At 63.7% G+C, this 16,235-nt stretch carries 18 protein-coding genes; 10 read left to right on the top strand and 8 right to left on the bottom strand.

The window, feature by feature from the left end; translation table 11 throughout:
* Positions 1-453: 453 nt before the first annotated feature.
* Complete coding sequence (locus NO345_RS04535; RefSeq protein WP_256296900.1) at positions 454-606, top strand: DUF7557 family protein; 153 nt, start codon at positions 454-456, stop codon at positions 604-606.
* Here the strand turns inward: NO345_RS04535 and NO345_RS19965 are convergent, their stop codons facing one another.
* Entirely contained in the window at positions 607-888 is a 282-nt protein-coding gene (locus NO345_RS19965; protein ID WP_438266752.1) for a DUF7577 domain-containing protein, read from the bottom strand.
* Positions 889-981: 93 nt separating this feature from the next.
* Between NO345_RS19965 and NO345_RS04530 the strand changes: the two genes are divergently transcribed.
* Positions 982-2,040 carry an inorganic phosphate transporter gene (locus tag NO345_RS04530; RefSeq protein ID WP_256296898.1) on the top strand — a complete coding sequence of 353 codons (1,059 nt, stop codon included), beginning with the start codon at positions 982-984 and terminating at the stop codon, positions 2,038-2,040.
* Positions 2,041-2,142: 102 nt separating this feature from the next.
* Positions 2,143-2,646 (top strand): hypothetical protein, encoded by a 504-nt coding sequence (locus NO345_RS04525; RefSeq protein ID WP_256296896.1) that lies wholly within the window; start codon positions 2,143-2,145, stop codon positions 2,644-2,646.
* Between the two features lie 16 nt (positions 2,647-2,662).
* Here the strand turns inward: NO345_RS04525 and NO345_RS04520 are convergent, their stop codons facing one another.
* Entirely contained in the window at positions 2,663-4,876 is a 2,214-nt protein-coding gene (locus NO345_RS04520) for a CDC48 family AAA ATPase (RefSeq protein ID WP_256296894.1), read from the bottom strand.
* Positions 4,877-4,949: 73 nt separating this feature from the next.
* A complete protein-coding gene (locus tag NO345_RS04515; RefSeq protein ID WP_256296892.1) occupies positions 4,950-5,321 on the bottom strand; it encodes an Hsp20/alpha crystallin family protein in 372 nt (123 codons plus the stop codon).
* Between the two features lie 243 nt (positions 5,322-5,564).
* On the opposite strand from NO345_RS04515, the gene NO345_RS04510 reads away from it, so the two are divergent.
* Positions 5,565-5,714 carry a PAC2 family protein gene (locus NO345_RS04510; RefSeq protein WP_256296890.1) on the top strand — a complete coding sequence of 50 codons (150 nt, stop codon included), beginning with the start codon at positions 5,565-5,567 and terminating at the stop codon, positions 5,712-5,714.
* On the opposite strand, the gene NO345_RS04505 is transcribed toward NO345_RS04510, so the two are convergent.
* Both NO345_RS04505 and NO345_RS04500 read right to left on the bottom strand, forming a co-directional pair.
* A complete protein-coding gene (locus NO345_RS04505) occupies positions 5,715-6,647 on the bottom strand; it encodes a tyrosine-type recombinase/integrase (protein ID WP_256296888.1) in 933 nt (310 codons plus the stop codon). It abuts the gene before it with no gap.
* Positions 6,647-7,141 (bottom strand): hypothetical protein, encoded by a 495-nt coding sequence (locus NO345_RS04500; RefSeq protein ID WP_256296886.1) that lies wholly within the window; start codon positions 7,139-7,141, stop codon positions 6,647-6,649. Before NO345_RS04500 ends, NO345_RS04505 begins: the two co-directional genes overlap by 1 nt.
* Before the next feature lie 221 nt (positions 7,142-7,362).
* Between NO345_RS04500 and NO345_RS04495 the strand changes: the two genes are divergently transcribed.
* Complete coding sequence (locus NO345_RS04495; RefSeq protein ID WP_256296883.1) at positions 7,363-7,614, top strand: hypothetical protein; 252 nt, start codon at positions 7,363-7,365, stop codon at positions 7,612-7,614.
* Entirely contained in the window at positions 7,611-8,081 is a 471-nt protein-coding gene (locus tag NO345_RS04490; protein WP_256296881.1) for a PIN domain-containing protein, read from the top strand. The genes NO345_RS04495 and NO345_RS04490 overlap by 4 nt, the downstream gene beginning before the upstream one ends.
* Positions 8,082-8,191: 110 nt before the next feature.
* On the opposite strand, the gene NO345_RS04485 is transcribed toward NO345_RS04490, so the two are convergent.
* Positions 8,192-10,393, bottom strand: coding sequence for a hypothetical protein (locus NO345_RS04485; protein ID WP_256296879.1), 2,202 nt, complete (start codon positions 10,391-10,393; stop codon positions 8,192-8,194).
* 234 nt (positions 10,394-10,627) lie between these two features.
* On the opposite strand from NO345_RS04485, the gene NO345_RS04480 reads away from it, so the two are divergent.
* From NO345_RS04480 to NO345_RS04470, 3 genes are all read left to right on the top strand, one after another.
* Positions 10,628-10,855, top strand: coding sequence for a hypothetical protein (locus tag NO345_RS04480; protein WP_256296877.1), 228 nt, complete (start codon positions 10,628-10,630; stop codon positions 10,853-10,855).
* 498 nt (positions 10,856-11,353) lie between these two features.
* The gene (locus NO345_RS04475) at positions 11,354-12,700 is read left to right on the top strand and encodes a S8 family serine peptidase (RefSeq protein ID WP_256296875.1); all 1,347 of its coding nucleotides are present in this window, start codon (positions 11,354-11,356) and stop codon (positions 12,698-12,700) included.
* A 155-nt stretch (positions 12,701-12,855) separates the two neighbouring features.
* On the top strand, positions 12,856-13,707 hold the full coding sequence (locus NO345_RS04470) for a VOC family protein (RefSeq protein WP_256296873.1): 852 nt from the start codon (positions 12,856-12,858) through the stop codon (positions 13,705-13,707).
* A 30-nt stretch (positions 13,708-13,737) separates the two neighbouring features.
* Here the strand turns inward: NO345_RS04470 and NO345_RS04465 are convergent, their stop codons facing one another.
* Complete coding sequence (locus NO345_RS04465) at positions 13,738-14,694, bottom strand: nucleoside hydrolase (protein WP_256296871.1); 957 nt, start codon at positions 14,692-14,694, stop codon at positions 13,738-13,740.
* Between the two features lie 99 nt (positions 14,695-14,793).
* Here NO345_RS04465 and NO345_RS04460 point away from each other — a divergent pair, with 99 nt between their 5' ends.
* The gene (locus tag NO345_RS04460; RefSeq protein ID WP_256296869.1) at positions 14,794-15,741 is read left to right on the top strand and encodes a PfkB family carbohydrate kinase; all 948 of its coding nucleotides are present in this window, start codon (positions 14,794-14,796) and stop codon (positions 15,739-15,741) included.
* A gap of 5 nt (positions 15,742-15,746) precedes the next feature.
* Here the strand turns inward: NO345_RS04460 and msrB are convergent, their stop codons facing one another.
* A complete protein-coding gene (gene msrB / locus NO345_RS04455) occupies positions 15,747-16,163 on the bottom strand; it encodes a peptide-methionine (R)-S-oxide reductase MsrB (RefSeq protein ID WP_256296867.1) in 417 nt (138 codons plus the stop codon).
* Positions 16,164-16,235 lie beyond the last annotated feature (72 nt).

Genomic DNA, 16,235 nt, shown 5'->3' with positions numbered 1-16,235 from the left:
CCTGAAAGTTTCTGATCCGTTCAACTGTTCTACCAGTACTCTACCAAACCGGCATCATATCCGTGCAATTTTACAGTGGCCTGATCACGGAGATACTCCAGACGATCGTCTCCGTCAGGCAGATAGACCTCGTTCGCGCTTTCTCTGCTGACTATTTTGAGACCACATATGAACTCTACTCACAAGGAGGTACTCACTGCTACGGATGAGCGTCCAACGATAAAGTCGAAGTTCGATAGGGTACCAGACCTTCGATTTCGCCGGTGAAGTCATCAAAGACGGGATCACAGAACTCGCATTCACGATGGATCAGTTGGTCAACTGGGAAATGTCTATGAATGTTTACGAAAGCGACGTCTAGTGGTAATCAGAAGATCGGTTGGAACGCTCCCCAGTCCTTCCTCCATCAACCGTTTCGTGAGTCTTACGAACGAGGAACCCCATAATCCGCATATGCCGAAGATCGACCTTAATGAGGAGACGGTCAACCGACTCGACAATCTACGAATCGACGACGAATCCTATGACGAAATCATCAATGAACTCATCAATATCTACGAGGCCGAAGAGCTGACTCTTTCATTTGCCGGTGACCGGATCGAATAATCAGAAAATTTGCCGCCCGACAGGTGCGATAGGCATTCCGTCGACATTGCTTCTTCCAGGGAGTTCTGACACGCAGTTCGCACAGTACCTGTATCCTCGTTCGTTAGTAGTCCCACACTCTGGGCAATCGACTTCTCTTAATTGTACTGACTGTTCAGTGCTGTCCGCAGGTTCCACGCCATCGTCGGAAACCTGCTTGGACCAATACGCATAGAGGACAGCGAGCACGTGGAACCCTCCGACGACTACGAAGAGCGTATACAGCCACGGCTGGAGGGTCATACCAACAGAAAATATTGTCTGGATCCACTTAGGAATTACTCGCCCTCACGAAATCAATATTCTTTTGCAGAATTATGCCCTATATCCGATCGTATGGCGCTATCGGTGGTGTTCCTCATCGGCATAGCAACGGCCATCTTCGTCGGCGTGAACATCGGAGGATCATCTACCGGCGTGGCTTTCGGGCCGGCGACCGGAAGCGGCGTGCTATCGATGCGACAGGCCTCTGGGTTGATGGCCGTGTTCGTACTGATCGGCGGGTTCACTATCGGCACGAACGTCGTCGATACCTTGGGGACGGACTTCGTCCCTGCAGAGTACTTCACGCTCGGAGCGTCGATCGGCGTCCTCCTGTTCATCGGACTTGGCATCCTACTCGGAAATGTTCTCAAGGTATCGACCAGTACCAGCCAGACAGCGGTCGCCGCTGTCGTCGGGATGGGGGCAGCACTCGGCGTTCTTGACTGGCGGACCGTCGGCGTCGTCGGTATGTGGTGGGTTCTCTCGACGATCCTCGCCTTCTGGATCTGTGCGTTCGTCGGGCGGTACTTCTACGACGCGGTCGTGGACGTTCTTGATTTCGAATCCGACGACGCGGGCCGATTCGCGGAACTCGTCGTGATCGGGATCGGCTGTTATATGGCGTTCTCGGCCGGGGCCTCTAACGTCGCCAACGCTGTAGCACCACTCGTCGGCTCCGGGCAGATCGAGATGATACCGGGGGTCGCGATCGCGGGCGTGGCGATCGGGATCGGTGCCTTCACCATCGGTCCCCGGACGATGGAGACCGTTGGCGAGGACATCACGGACCTATCGCTGGAAGCGTCGCTGATCGCCGAAACGATCGCGGCCTCGATCCTCACCGGCCTGAGCTGGGCCGGCATCCCGGCGAGTCTCGCCGTCGTGCTCACCGCGTGTGTCATCGGGCTCGGATGGGGGCGGGCGAGCCGTCGGGTTCCCCTTCACGCGATCGTCCGACCAGAAGGGCTCTCAAATGCGGAACGTTCGGACTGGGCAGCTGACCAGCTTGATCTGTTCGACCCCTCTACTACGAAACGAATCGTGACGACATGGATTGCCACCCCAACCGTCGCTGGTGTTATCGCCTTCATCACGTTCGAGGCGGCGGAGCGATTCCACCTTCTCGTATGAGTTGCCTACGCCGGAGTGATATCGAACCAGAAATCGGGTGGCTACCTCTCTAAGTTTCCAAGTTAGGCTTTTGGACACGAAACACGAAGATATCAGATAACGATGTCACTGAGCACGCTCAGTGGTCGCTTCCAAGGGAGACAGACGCAGTTTCACGTCGAACTGGTGTACGGCTTGCTCTTCATCGCCGGCTTCGGGTATCTCGTATTCCGTATCGACCCCCGGGTGGCCGCGTTCGAGGGAGGCCTTGTCATCGGTTACCTATTGAGAGTTTGGGAGAAGATGTCGATCTACGAGCGGATCCTCGAGGAAACGATTTCACGGGAGGCCGAACAACAGGTTGAGGCCGAGGTGGAAAACCAGGTCGGCGACGAGGTAGAAACCGAGGTCGAGGAACAAGTGGGAATCCGGGTCGAGGAACAGGTCAGTGATGAGATCGAACAGCAGGTTGGTGAAGAGGTTTCCGAACGCCTCGAAGCGGAGGTCGAAGAACAAGTCGAAGCCGAGGTTGGAGATATAGACGAACAGATCGACGAGCGTGTGACCGAACAAATCGAAGAAGCCGATGGCCCCCGAGGAGATCGAGCCGACGATTCAACTACGTAGGAGACGGCCGCGAGTTCTACACCGCTTCAGGTGTCCCCTCGAACTCCCGCGTTCCGGACCCGACGTTTGAGTCGACCTCCTCGAGTGCCTGGTCGAAATGGTTCATCGTCAGCTCGATCTCGTCGACGTTGGCCGATTCGCCACTCGCAGTCGCGCGAACGTACTCGCGGACTGCGATAGTCGCGGCCTCGCGGCAGACTGCTTCGATGTCGGCACCGACGAAGCCGTCGGTCCGCTCGACGAGTTCGTCGAGGTCGACGTCGTCGGCCAAGGGTCTGCCTCTGGCATGGATCTCGAAGATTTCACGCCGGGCCGCTTCGTCCGGTTCATCTACCTCAACGTGACGATCAAGCCGTCCAGGCCGGAGTAAAGCATCGTCGATGAGATCCGGGCGATTGGTCGTGGCGATCACCACGACATCCTCGAGCTCCTCGAGGCCGTCGAGTTCGGTCAGGAGCTGGGAGACCACACGCTCGCCAACGTTCGAGTCGCCGACGCCCCGACCACGCTCTGATGCGATCGCGTCGATCTCGTCGAAGAAGATCACCGTGGGTGCGTTCTCGCGGGCCTTCGAGAACACTTCACGAACGCCTTTTTCGGATTCCCCGACGTACTTGTTGAACAGCTCCGGCCCCTTGATCGAGATGAAATTCGAGTTGGCCTCGTTGGCGACGGCCTTCGCCAGCAGGGTCTTGCCGGTGCCGGGCGGCCCGTGCAACAGGACGCCCTTCGCCGGATCAAGTGCGACTCGCTCGTAGGCGTCGGCATATTCCAGGGGCCACTGGACGGTCTCCTGCAGACGTTCTTTCGCGTCATCGAGGCCGCCGACGTCGTCCCAGGTGACATCGGGAACCTCGACGAACACTTCGCGGAGCGCCGACGGTTCTATGCCTTTCAGTGCCTCTTTGAAGTCGTTCTCGGTCACCTCGATCGAATCGAGGACTTTCGCAGGGATCTCTTCCTCTTCGAGATCCAGCTCCGGCCGAATCCGTCGGAGCGCGTGCATCGCGCTCTCTTTGGCAAGATTCTCCAAGTCAGCGCCGACGAACCCCTGGGTGGACTCGGCGTAGCGTTCGAGATCGACGCCATCGCCGAGCGGCATCCCACGAGTGTGGATTCGGAGAACCTCCTCACGTCCGTCGCGGTCGGGGACGCCGATCTCGATCTCGCGGTCGAACCGGCCGGGACGGCGGAGCGCCGGATCTATGGCATCGACGCGGTTGGTCGTGCCGATGACCGTGATTTGGCCGCGTTCCTCGAGGCCGTCCATCAGCGAGAGGAGCTGGGCGACGACTCGTCGCTCGACGTCACCGCTGACCTCCTCTCGCTTTGGGGCGATCGAGTCGAGTTCGTCGATGAAGACGATCGCGGGAGCGTTCTCCTCGGCCTCCTCGAACACCTCGCGGAGCTGCTCTTCGCTCTCCCCGTAGTACTTCGACATGATCTCCGGGCCGCTGATCGTCTGGAAATGAGCGTCTATCTCGTTGGCGACGGCCTTCGCGATCAGCGTCTTCCCCGTGCCCGGCGGGCCGTGGAGCAGCACCCCTTTAGGTGGCTCGATACCGAGTGTCCCGAACAGCTCGGGATGGCGCATCGGCAACTCGATCATCTCTCGGACCTGTTCGAGTTCGTCGTCTAACCCGCCGATGTCCTCGTATGTGACGCCAGGAGTGGGCGAATCGTCGGGGTCACCCGATTCGACGGAAACCTCTTGTGTGCTCTGGTCGGCGGTTTCGATGTCGGTAGTATTCTGAATGACGACCGTCCCGCTCGGCTGTGTATCGACCACCGTCAAGGGGATGCGGCGGCCGGATCGTCCGGAGAACATACCGAACCCGATCGGGAACGCTACCGTCTGTCCCGCGGTCACTGCCTGATCGGTGAGGTGTTCGCGGAGGTGCGAGCTGAGATCGCCCCTGATCCGGAGATTCTGTGGTAGGGCGACGGTAACGCGGTCCGCTGGCTCGACCTCCGTTTTTTCGACCTCAACACGATCGTCGATGCTCACGTTCGCTGCCTGTCGGAGCTGCCCGTCGATACGGATGATACCGTGCCCCGCGTCGCTCGTGTTACTAGGCCAGACGCGGGCGACTGTTCGTCCACCGTCACGACCCTCGATTGCGACGAAGTCACCACTGCTGACGCCGAGTTCTTGAAGCGCTTCACGATCGATGACTGCCATGCCGCTTCCTGGATCGCGGTTTTTGAGCTGTTTGACCGTGAGTCGCATGGTTCTCACCTCGACTGTTCACGGAAAAAACGGCTATCGATCGACACCCCGGTGACGAGGTATGGAGCCGCTGTTAGGCCTGAACCTCGATCTGCTTGCCACGGGTGGTGGCTCCCGTTATCACCGGCAACCGGACTTCGAGAATCCCGTTATTGTACTGCGCCGTGATGTCCTCGTCCTCGACGTTCTTCGGGAAGCGGAACCGACGGTGGTAGGTTTTGCGCTGACCTCGCGTCTCGTCCTCGTGTTCGGCGGCGATGTTGAGGACACCCTCGTCCCAGGAAACGTCGATTTCTTCGGGATCGAAGCCCGGCATCTCGACGCTCAGGACGAACTCGTCGTCCTCCTCGTACAGTTCGTAGTCGTTGCTATCGGTTTCGAACAGTCGGCTCGGGAATCCGGAGTTCTGTAGCCACGAACTAGTCGGTCTGTTCGGCAGGGCCATTGCTGATCACCCTGATTCCACTCTGATCTATGTTCGCGGTTCGTAATAAATCTTGTTATAAGAATGGTATCATATATGCGCTGCTACAGCGAGATACAGGGCATAAACGGAGAACTGTATCGTCAGAACCAAGAGGAGGCGATGGATCGGACAGCGTGAGATATTTTGTGAAACAGTCTACAGTATACTCTGTATAGTCGACATAACCAACGGGATGAAACCATCGACTGGAGTGTGCCGGTGATGGTTGAGGGGCTTCCCGATGTCGACCTGATCGGGAAGATCGCGACCGACCACATCAGCAACCAACTCGATATGACAACAGTTACGACTGAATCTGGTTCGCTTGCGAAGTGGGTGGGCTGGCTCGCCGCCTTGGTTGGACCTGTATAGCTACAGACCAAGTGGCTTGATACAGTTCAGGTATTCCTCCCGCGCTTCCTCCCTGTCGACCCGTGTGTAGATGTCCATTGTCTCGCTGTTCGCGTCCCCCCGAATATACTGAAGAACATGCTGTTTCATGCCCTGGTTCCGCATCAGCGTCGTGAACACCGTCCGAAAGGTGTGTGGCGTGAATTTCTTGTGGAACCGATCTTCCTCGTTCTGCATGATTCCTTCGCTGACCGCCGCATCCCGCACTGCTCGCTGAATCACGGTCTTCGTTAGCCGGTCGTCACGGATACTTACGAACAGATAGTCCAAATCCGTATCCCGCCGGATCAGTTTGAACCGCTTGATCGTCCGGATCGTCTCGCGGTCAATCGGCACGACCGTCTGCTTTCCACCCTTCCGCTCACGCAACCGAACGAATCCGTCGTCGAGCATCAAGTCGTCCATCTTGATCTCCAGTGCTTCCCCCAACCGACATCCGGTCTTCGCCAATAAAACGACGACAGCCTTATTCCGCGGATTCGGGATCGCCTTCACAATTTTCTTCGCGTTCTCCCACGTCGCACAGTCCGGTCGCTCCCGGATCTGCTTTGGAATCTCCTCCAACACCACACCAGCCGGATTCCCCGTTATCTCCTCGAACCTGGGGCGTTTCATCGCGTAGCTGAAGAACGCCGACAACGACTCCAGGTAGCGGCGCTTCGTGTTCTGACTCACGCCACGGTCGTCCAGGATACGCAGGTACTCCTCGATGTGCCGAACCTCCGTCGCCTCCGGTGTGAGGTCGGGGAAATGCTCGTGGTAGTACCGTTTGAGCACCCGGCTGTACTCGTTCAACGTTCGTGGACTGCGGCCGGTCGTCTGTTTCTGCTTGATGAAGTCGTTGATCGCATCGTGCTTGTTCTCGTAGACCGTCTCGTACCAGTCGTCGGCCATCACTCCTCACCCCCGTCGGCGAGTCGCCATCCGTGCCCGTGCTCGAACTCAACCTCCTCACGAGCAGCCAAGAAGTACAGTTCGTCCTCGATTGGTTCTCGAAGCAGTTCATCCACGGTGTCACTCTCGACGACCCGCTGTAGCACTTCGTCGAACGTCTGGTACTCCTCGGTGAGGAACTGCTTCAGGAACGCCGAATCGTCTATCATCACCGAATCCCTGCTCTGCTGTTTCGCCTCCGACAGTCGGTCTTCCAACTCCTCGATTTTCTTCTTGAGTCGCTGGACTTCCTGGTCGCTGCCCTGGGGCGCGAGGAAGCCTTCATCCCTAATCGCCCGGGCTTCTTGAATCAGTTCGTGCAGGTACTTACTAGTACTCTTATAATTTTTCTCGTCCGCTTCTTCCTGCCACGTCTCCTTGTGGCTCATCGGTACGTAGATCTTCACCAGTCCGGTATCTTGCGACATACCCATATTCTCTTTCCAGCCAGTCATCTAACGACACCTCCTCGCATCTCCACATCAACAACGCACTCATCAACATTTTTATAATTGGTGCTGGCCGGAGCCTCCGTGAGTGCAGAGGCCGCCATTTTTGACGGTAGAAAGCCTCTCTGAGGGTATCTGGTTTTGGCCGCGGTAGACATAGGCCCCGGTCAGGTTCCCGCCGAGTAGGCAGACACGGATTTAAGAACGTTGCCGAGCAATCGAACGGTATGGCCGCCGAAATCTCCGACCGGGTTCGAGAAATCGCTGAAGCCCGTGGCCTTCCGGAGTCCGAAGTATTCGAGCGGGCACTCGAACGCGGGCTCGAAGACCTATGGGAGAACCTCGTTCTCTCGCGGTACCTCGACGGCGAACTCGACCGCGAGGAGGCGATCGAACGTGTCGGTCGGACGAAAGTCGAGCGAGCGGAACGAGAGCGGGATGTCGTCGAGGAAGACGTCGACTGGGGTTTGAACGCGTGACGCTTGCGGCTGTCTCGGACGCAGGACCGCTCATTCACCTCGCCGAAATCGACTCGCTCGAACTCCTCGCGACGTTCGACACACTCCTGGTTCCGGAGACGGTTTACGAGGAAGTCAGCGCCGGTGGTGTTCCAGATGGATTAGCCGGGGTCTCATACGAACTCGCCGAAGCCGACGAAAGTCGAGTCGGGACTGACGAGTTGGACCCAGGAGAACGCGCCGCGCTAGCAGTCGCGAGAGAGCACGAGGGCGTTCTTCTGACGGACGACCTCGCCGCCCGAGAGGTAGCATCCGACGCGGGTGTCGAGGTACGCGGTTCTATCGGCGTCATCGCTCTCAATTACGGCCGCGGATTGCTCGACAGGGACGAAGCGGCATCGCGGATGCGAGCACTCCAGCGTGAGACGAGTCTCTTCGTGACCGAGGCGGTTGTGGAGCGGGGCATCCAGATGCTGGATGAACAATAACGAGACGAGCGGACTCGATAGACGCTGTAAACACATTCACTATGGATAGATTGTGAGTCGTGAGTGCCGAGGCCGACTTTCGCTGCGCGGGAACAGCGGGCCGACGACCGTTACGTGAGCTCGATGTCTCTCGCTGCTTCGGCCCGGGCGATGGCCGCCCGGACCCGCGGATCGAGCGCCGCGACGGCACTCTCATCGTAGCCGCCGCCATTCCCACTGGCCAGGAGATCGAGCACCTCGGACAGGAACGAGACGACGGTCGAGAGCTGCCTGTCCGTCGTTCGGGCATCCCCCCGTCGTGCCGCACCGGCTGCTCCTTCTGCGGCCTCCAGCGCCTGAGCGAGGCGCTCGCGTACTTCGCCCCCTTCGTCGTCGGCGTCGGCGAGCGAGCGTGCGAGACCGAGCAGGGCGTCGAGGTCGTCACGGAGCGTCGTTACGAGCGAGGCCTTGCCCGTCTCGACGCCCTCGCGGAGTGCGTCGCCGTCCTCGTCGAAATCGGCAGGTTCGACCCGGTACGCACCGGGCCGACCGTCGGCGTCGACGACCTCGACGGTGTAGTGGCCGTCGCGGTGGACCGCGACGGCGAACCGGTCGGGCTCGACCGGCGCTCCCTCGTAGACGACGCCAGCGTAGTCCTCGACGACGCGGACGTGGGCGATCCCGTTCGCGTCCCGGCCGTCGCCCCGAATCCGGCCCGCGTCCTCGTTCGCGATCAGCGTCAGCTCGCCGTCGGCTCCGGCGCGGAACAGCCCGCCGTCGTGGACGAACCGCTGGGCGAGCGGCGCGAACCCGGGGCCGTTGACCACGAGGAGGTGCTCGCCGGGGTCGACGTGGAGGTAGCCGAACACGCCGTCGCGCGTGACCGTCGCCACGGGACCCTCGCTGGCGAGGCGGACCGCGACCTCGGTCGGCAGGCCGAACAGCGAGACGGTGGCGACGTCACCGAGGGCGTCGCGTGCCTCGTCGGCGACCCGGTCGAGTGCGCCGGCCGCACCGCTCCCGAGGTACCGGACGCGGCCGACGACGCGGTTCAGCAGCCCCGACGGCTCGGTTCCGTCGATCCGCCGACGGTGGGCCGGGTCCGTGACGTCGTCGAGCGGGTCCGAGAAACGGGGCTGCTCCCAGGGGATCCCGACGGACGTGATGTGGCTGGCGAACCTGTCCTCGATGAATCCTGGGACCGCGAACTCGAAGCTCAGCTGCGGACCGACGAAGCCGTCGACGGCGGCCCGGACGTTCGTCAGGGGCTCGAGGCTGTACCGCACGTCGGCGGCCGTCGGGCTGTCCGCGTGGGCGAAGGTGAGCCCGGGCTCGCGGAGCGGGAGGTCCGTCGGTGGTCGTGCCAGGTCCCGCCAGGAGCTGACGGTCACGCGCTCGTCGACGAAGTCGTCCCGGCCCACAGACAGCTCGGGGTGCTCGTCGAGCCGGTGGCCGTCGAGTTCGGGCATGACGAACGGGAGTCGTGCGCCCTCGTCGCGTGGCAGTCCGTAGGCGAAGGGTGCACCGAGAGGAAGATCGATGCCAAGCAGCTCGTTCGTGACGTCGGGTGCCCAGTCGTCGCCCGGGAGGCGCTCGAAGCTCGGGAGTCGGTCGTTCACCTCGCTGGCGCTGGAGTGCGAGCCGACCTCGGAGAGGATCCCCGGTCGGCGGCCATCGCCGAGCTCTGGGTCCAGGAACTCGTTGTTCGGGACGGCCCTGGCGTGGGCGCTCGCGGACAGCAACAGCGGCGTCCCCGTCTCGCGGTCGACGAACACCTGGAGGAGCTCCCAGTCGTGCCAGTGGAAGTTGACGGTGAACTGGTCGAACGTGGAGTAGAACCAGTACTGGAGCGCGTCGATCCCCTCGGCGGCTTCGACGACGTTGTAGAACGCCACCGGGTCGGGGGGTGTCCCCGTCTCGGCGTACGCGGCGGCGTAGCCGTCGAGCGCCGCGAACCCGTCGACGACCCGGCCGTCGTCGGTCTCGACGACGTACGGCCGTGGGTCGGTCGGGAACCACTTCTCGAGCACACCGAAGTAGAGGTCGGGGGCGTACCGGCGCACCAGCGGAGGGACGTCTCCCGTCGTGTCCTCGTCGACCGGTTCCCCCGGCTCGTGCGTGGTCGGCGACGCGGACGGTGTCGGGTCGGCGTCTGCTCCGTCGTCCCGCTGTGAGAGCGCCCACGCGCTGGCCACGCCGCCTCCGCCGACCGCTGCGAGGGCCGCGTACGTGAGGAGTCGTCGTCGCTCGTCGTCGACTTCCACGCTCTCCATCTCTTCGTCCCCGCCCTCGTCGTCCCGTCCCCCATCGTCAGTCCCGTTGTTCGTCGACATGATTCGCTTCAAGAAGCATAAGTTGGCTGAGTATAATTGCCTTGCGCGTCGCTCATCCCGTGGGGCCCACCGGGTCGGAACACCACTCCAGGCAAGCACGACACCAACATGAACATTTATGATAGATTGGTGCAGAGGTAGGGATACGATGAGTCACGTACTCGCAGCACGCGCGGGCCGCCCGACACCGAATCGACAGCAGACGAGCACCACACCACCCAGACGACGCACCACATGAGCACACGCACCGACGCCACGCCCGACGCCGCCAGCACGAGTCCGCGCATCGAGGAATCGACCGACGTCCCCAACCCCGAACCGGAGACCGGCCCCGACCGCGAGTCGCCGCCCACCGACGTCTCCTGGATCGCCCAGTGTCAGCGGCAGTTCAGCAGCACCGACACCAGTCGCTGCAGGAACCTCGCCGACGACGAGAACGAGTCGATGCACGGCGGCGTCTGAACCGCCCACCGAAACGGGCGATATTCTCCCACCCATACGTTCCGGCGAGCAGCTCGGGTGCTTCGGCCTGCCTGGGACCGGAGAAATGCCTATCGTGGCGGATTTCTACATCGCAAGCGACGGGGACGTGGCGGCGACCGGCACATCGTCGAGGCCGAGCTCCATACTGACCATCCGGCGAGGGACGTGACCGAGCACACGCTGGCCGCCCTCGAGGACCGTGGCATCGAATCGCCACGAGCCCCAGCGAGTACCGACGCTGCCGGTGATGAGCGACCGGCCGCCCGGTCCACCGAGCGATCCGAGCGGAGCCCAGTCAATTGCCTCGGACCGGTGAGCGGCGAGAGCACCGGCTTTCGGGTGACCGCCGACCCGAACGCCGCCAGGACCGATTCGAAAAGCGAGACGGCTGGCGATTACCGGGACTCCGGAGTGAAAAAGCGTCGGCGTTCGTTTCATTAGATAAGTTTTATGGCCGATTACTCGCCAGGTAGTAACATGGTACACAGTACCAGAAGAGACGTTATCAAGGTAAGCGGGGCACTGCTCGGGGGAATCGCGGTCGGAACCACGGTCACGGCGGCGACATCGACGGACCGGTTCATCGTCCGAACGAAGGGTCGAGGGCTACCGAACGGCGTCGAGGTGGTCCACGAGATGCCGGGGATCAAGCTCGCCGTCGTCACCGGCGACGAGGGGGCGCTGCGGTCGTCGAACGGCGTCAAGGAGTTCGCACCTGACATCGAGCTCGAACTGAACGAGCCGGAGCCGAACGCGGAGGTCCCGACGTTCGACGCCTCGGACTACGAGGGACAGCCTGGTGACTCCCTGCAGTGGGACAAGGCCGACCTGAACGTTCCCGAGGCACACGAGACGACCGAGGGCGAGGGCACGCGGGTCGCCGTCATCGACTCCGGCGTGCTGGAGACGCACCCGGACCTGGCGGGGCCGCTGAACCTCGACCTCTCGCGGAACTTCACCGACGACGGGGGCGACCACAACCCGGTCGGGGGTGGCGACCACGGCACCCACGTCGCGGGCATCGTCGCGGCGGACAACGGCGGCGGTCTCGGCGTCAACGGCACCGCACCGAAGACCGACCTCGTGGACTGCCGCGTGTTCTCCGCTGAGGGCGGGGCATCGTTCGCCGACATCCTCGCCGCCGTGGTCTACAGTGCGAACGTCGGTGCGGACGTGGCGAACCTCTCGCTGGGTGCGTACCCGGTTCCACGGCAGGCGAACGGCCAGTTCTACGGCAAGGTCCTCAACAGCGCGATGACGTACGCGAACAGGGAGGGGACCCTGCTCGTCATCGCGGCCGGCAACGACAGCGCCGACCTCCAGCACGACAAGAACTTCATCAGCCTGCCGAACGAGGGCGCGCAGGCGCTCTCGGTGTCGGCCACCGGTCCAATCGGGTACGGGCTCTCGTTCGACCCCGATGTGACGGAGAGTCCGCCCGAGAGCCCTGCGTTCTACACCAACTACGGGACGAATGCAATCACGCTCGGCGCGCCAGGTGGCGACGCCGACACCTCCCTCACCGACCCGGTCGATGGCGTTCCGGCGTATGCGTACGACCTCGTGTTCAACACAGTGTTCACCTACGAGGACACCGACGGTGACGGCGAGCCCGACACGCAGGTCCCCGGCTACGGCTGGAAGGCCGGCACCTCGATGGCCGCGCCGAACGTCGCCGGGGCGGCCGCGCTGGTCAAGAGCGCGAACCCGAACTACAACGCCAACCAGGTCGAGGCCGCGCTCAAGCAAGCCGCAGACGTGCCCGACGGCTACGGGAAGGAGTACTACGGGAGCGGCTACCTGAACATCGTCGACGCGCTGTAGTCGGACAACCCGCCCCGACCCCGTGGCGGGGCATCGGCGGACGCCGTTTTTTAATCGGTCGGCCAGCTACGACCGGTCCCCCGGCCAGCCTGCGAACACCACCTGTCCACCGACCGGCAGGAGTCCTTTTGTTCCTGGCCGACCATCGTGTGCGGATGAGCGACGCCGACACCCGTCTCCCGCCCGACACCACCCCGGGTCGCGTCGCGCTCGGCGTGACCGACCTCGACCGACAGGTCGACTTCTACCGGGACGTGGTCGGCCTCGACGTCACCGCCAGCGACGCCGACCGGGCGACCCTCGGCACGCCACGTGAGGCGCTACTGGAGCTCCGGGCGGAGCCCGACGCACCCGAACGTGCACCGACCGAGACCGGGCTGTACCACGTCGCCTTCCTGTTCCCCTCGCGCGGCGCGCTCGGCGACGTGCTCCGCCGGGTCCGCGAACGCTGGCGGCTCACCGGGGCCTCGGACCACGGCGTGAGCGAGGCGCTGTACCTGACAGATCCCGAGGGGAACGGCGTCGAGCTGTACCGGGACCGGCCGCGGGCGGACTGGCCGGTGACCGACGACGGCGGCGTCCAGATGGGCGTCGACCCGCTCGACGTCGACTCCATCGCCGGCCTCGCGTGCGGGAGGGCGGGCACCCACGACGAGACCACGGTCGGGCACGTCCACCTGGAGGTGAGCGACCTTCCTGCAGCCGAGGGGTTCTACGTCGACACGCTCGGACTGAACGTCAGACAGCGGTACGCCGACGCCGCGCTGTTCCTCGCCGCCGGCGACTACCACCACCACATCGGGCTGAACACGTGGAACAGCCGGCGTGAGCCGCCGGAGGGCCGTGGGCTGCGCTGGTTCGAACTCCTCCTCCCGGACGGAGCTGCGCTCGACGCCGCCGAGGCCGCGCTGCGCGACGCCGACGTGGCGGTCCACCAGCCCGACGAGGGCGACGGCATCGAGGTGGCCGACCCCGACGGGATCAGCCTGCGGTTGCGACCACGCTGACGTCGGCTCGGCCGGTCGGCACCCGACCGCTCACCGCGACCGGTCGGGGTCGCCGTGCAGCAGCATATCGGTGAAGATGGTCTTGAAGCGCGCCTCGTCGATGGTCTCGACGACCCGGGTGCGGGCCTCGCCCTCGGTGATGCCGAGCTCGTCGACCATGCTGTAGCCACGGGTGAGTCCCTCGCGCTCGTCCACGTCGACGTGGTACCGTGGTGCCTCTTCGACGAGGTCGGGTTCGATGACCGTCGCCATCGCGAGCGAATCCGGCTGCGTGGTCGCGTCCGAGCCGAACCGCTCCTCGCTGAACTCGCGGAGGTGGGCCGTGATCTCGGTGAAGAAGTCGGCGTAGGGCGTGTCGGCGTCCTCGATCGGCGCGAGTTCGTCGGACTCGAGGGTCGCCTGGCGCATCGTCAGTCCCCAGTCGAGGAGCGTCACGTCCAGCTCGCGCAGTACGACCTTCGCGGCGTCGGGGTCGACCCAGAAGTTGAACTCCGCGGAGGGCGTGTCGTTCCCGAGCGTGTTCACCGCGCCACCCATCACGACGACCTCCTCCACGAGCTCGCCAAGGCGGGGTTCGCGGCGGAGCGCGAGCGCGATGTTCGTCAGCGGGCCGATGCAGACCAGCGTCAGCTCGCCCGGCGACTCCCGGACCGCCTCGACGATGGCGTCCGGCCCGTAGCCGTCGGCCGATTCGATGCCGGTGTCAGGGAACAGGTCGCCGCCGAGGCCGCCCGCGCCGTGGACGTGGTCGACGTGCTCGAACTCCTTGACCAGCGGCCGGCGCGCGCCCTCGTACACCGGCACCTCGTCGGCGACGCCCGCCAGTTCGAGCGTGTACTTCGCGTTCTCGACCTGGTAGTCGAACTCGACGTTGCCGGCGACGATGGTCAGCAGCTCCAGCTCGACGGCGTCGGAGAGCGCGCCCAGCAGGATGGCCTGTGTGTCGTCTCCCGCGGTGTCCGTGTCCACGATGATGCGACGGGTCATGGGCGGGTGTCTGCCGCGCCGGGGCTTAGTTCGTCCGGACGTGGCAACGTGGACGGACGGGGCCGAACCGTCTTTGCCCACCCGTGCCTCGATGCGACCATGTCCAGGGTCGTCAGCTTCGGGAGCATCAACGTCGACCACGTCGGCTACATCTCGCGCGACCGAATCGCAGCCCTCGCCGACGCCCACGGCTGGTTCCCCGACGCGGGCGAGACGGTGCGCGTCGACGCGGTGCCCGCCGCTGTCCGCGACGACCTCACGGAGACGTTCCTCGGCGGGAAGGGCGCGAACCAGGCCGTCGCCGCGGCAGCGGCCGAGGCGGACGCGAGCCTCCTCGGCTGCGTCGGCGACGACGAGGACGAGCACGCGGTCGTGGAGACGCTCGCCGAGCGCGGCGTGGCGGTCGACGGCCTCGAACGCGTGGACGGACCGACGGGCTACGCCGCCATCGTCGTCGACGAGACGGGCGAGAACCACATCGCCATCGTCGCCGGCGCGAACGGGAGGGTGACGCCAGCGTACGCCCGTCGGCACGGGGATCACCTGCGAGACGCGGACTGCCTGCTCCTCCAGAACGAACTACGGGCCGAGGCGACACTCGCGGCGCTGGACGAGGTGTCGGGTACCGGGCGGCGGCCGACGGTCGTCTACGACCCCGCGCCTGCCGACGGTGCCGGCGCCGTCCTCTCGCACGACGCCGTCGACGTGGTGACCCCGAACGAGGGCGAGGCGGCCGCCCTTTCCGACGCACTCGACGCCTTCGACGGCACGGTCGTCCGGACGCTCGGCGAGAACGGTGTCGTCGTCGAGGACGGCGACGACGAGTTCCGCGTCGACTCGCCGGCCGTCGACCCCGTCGATACGACCGGTGCGGGTGACGTGTTCGCGGGCTACCTCGCGGCGGAACTCGGCGAGGGCTCCGGGCTTCGCCGGGCGGTCCAACTGGCGACGATCGCCGCCGCACTCTCGACCACGATGGAGGGTGTGCAGACAGCGGTGCCCGAGCGCCAGCAGGTACTCGACGTGCTCCGAGACGGCGAAAACTGAACGAACTACTCCTCGCCGTCGAACTCCAGCGCCACCGAGTTGATGCAGAACCGCTCGCCGGTCGGCGCAGGGCCGTCGTCGAACACGTGCCCGAGGTGGCTCTCGCAGTTCGCACAGACGACCTCGATGCGACGCATCCCGTGGCTCAGGTCCTCGCGCTGCTCGATTTTGCCGTTCTCCGCGGCGTAGAAGGACGGCCAGCCGCAGCCGTGGTCGAACTTCGTGTCGGCGTCGAACAGCACCTCGCCGCAGCCCTTGCAACGGTACGTGCCGTCCTCGAAGTGGTCGACGTACTCCCCGGAGAAGCGCGCCTCGGTACCCTGGTTCCGGAGGATCTCGTACTCCTCGTCGTCGAGGCGCTCGCGCCACTCCGCGTCGGACTCTGGGACGTCCGTCTTCGGTTCCTGTGGACTGTCGCTCATGGATGAGTGTAGGTGTGGGACCGGCAAAGGTGCCATGGTCGTCGAAGTTTACGGTTATTGTAAACTCCCCTC

The organism is Haloarchaeobius salinus (assembly GCF_024464185.1).
Classification (GTDB): domain Archaea; phylum Halobacteriota; class Halobacteria; order Halobacteriales; family Natrialbaceae; genus Haloarchaeobius; species Haloarchaeobius salinus.
This window is presented reverse-complemented; position numbering and strand designations above follow the sequence as displayed.

Coding starts and splice junctions, on each gene's coding strand:
- NO345_RS04505 (WP_256296888.1), bottom strand. CDS start 6,647: ATGGCCGACGACTGGTACGAGACGGTCTACGAGAACAAGCACGATGCG.
- NO345_RS04465 (WP_256296871.1), bottom strand. CDS start 14,694: ATGACCCGTCGCATCATCGTGGACACGGACACCGCGGGAGACGACACA.
- NO345_RS04500 (WP_256296886.1), bottom strand. CDS start 7,141: ATGACTGGCTGGAAAGAGAATATGGGTATGTCGCAAGATACCGGACTG.
- NO345_RS04475 (WP_256296875.1), top strand. CDS start 11,354: ATGGTACACAGTACCAGAAGAGACGTTATCAAGGTAAGCGGGGCACTG.
- NO345_RS04515 (WP_256296892.1), bottom strand. CDS start 5,321: ATGGCCCTGCCGAACAGACCGACTAGTTCGTGGCTACAGAACTCCGGA.
- NO345_RS04535 (WP_256296900.1), top strand. CDS start 454: ATGCCGAAGATCGACCTTAATGAGGAGACGGTCAACCGACTCGACAAT.
- NO345_RS04480 (WP_256296877.1), top strand. CDS start 10,628: ATGAGCACACGCACCGACGCCACGCCCGACGCCGCCAGCACGAGTCCG.
- NO345_RS04525 (WP_256296896.1), top strand. CDS start 2,143: ATGTCACTGAGCACGCTCAGTGGTCGCTTCCAAGGGAGACAGACGCAG.
- NO345_RS04460 (WP_256296869.1), top strand. CDS start 14,794: ATGTCCAGGGTCGTCAGCTTCGGGAGCATCAACGTCGACCACGTCGGC.
- NO345_RS04530 (WP_256296898.1), top strand. CDS start 982: ATGGCGCTATCGGTGGTGTTCCTCATCGGCATAGCAACGGCCATCTTC.
- NO345_RS04470 (WP_256296873.1), top strand. CDS start 12,856: ATGAGCGACGCCGACACCCGTCTCCCGCCCGACACCACCCCGGGTCGC.
- NO345_RS04485 (WP_256296879.1), bottom strand. CDS start 10,393: ATGTCGACGAACAACGGGACTGACGATGGGGGACGGGACGACGAGGGC.
- NO345_RS04510 (WP_256296890.1), top strand. CDS start 5,565: ATGGTTGAGGGGCTTCCCGATGTCGACCTGATCGGGAAGATCGCGACC.
- NO345_RS04495 (WP_256296883.1), top strand. CDS start 7,363: ATGGCCGCCGAAATCTCCGACCGGGTTCGAGAAATCGCTGAAGCCCGT.
- NO345_RS04520 (WP_256296894.1), bottom strand. CDS start 4,876: ATGCGACTCACGGTCAAACAGCTCAAAAACCGCGATCCAGGAAGCGGC.
- msrB (WP_256296867.1), bottom strand. CDS start 16,163: ATGAGCGACAGTCCACAGGAACCGAAGACGGACGTCCCAGAGTCCGAC.
- NO345_RS19965 (WP_438266752.1), bottom strand. CDS start 888: ATGACCCTCCAGCCGTGGCTGTATACGCTCTTCGTAGTCGTCGGAGGG.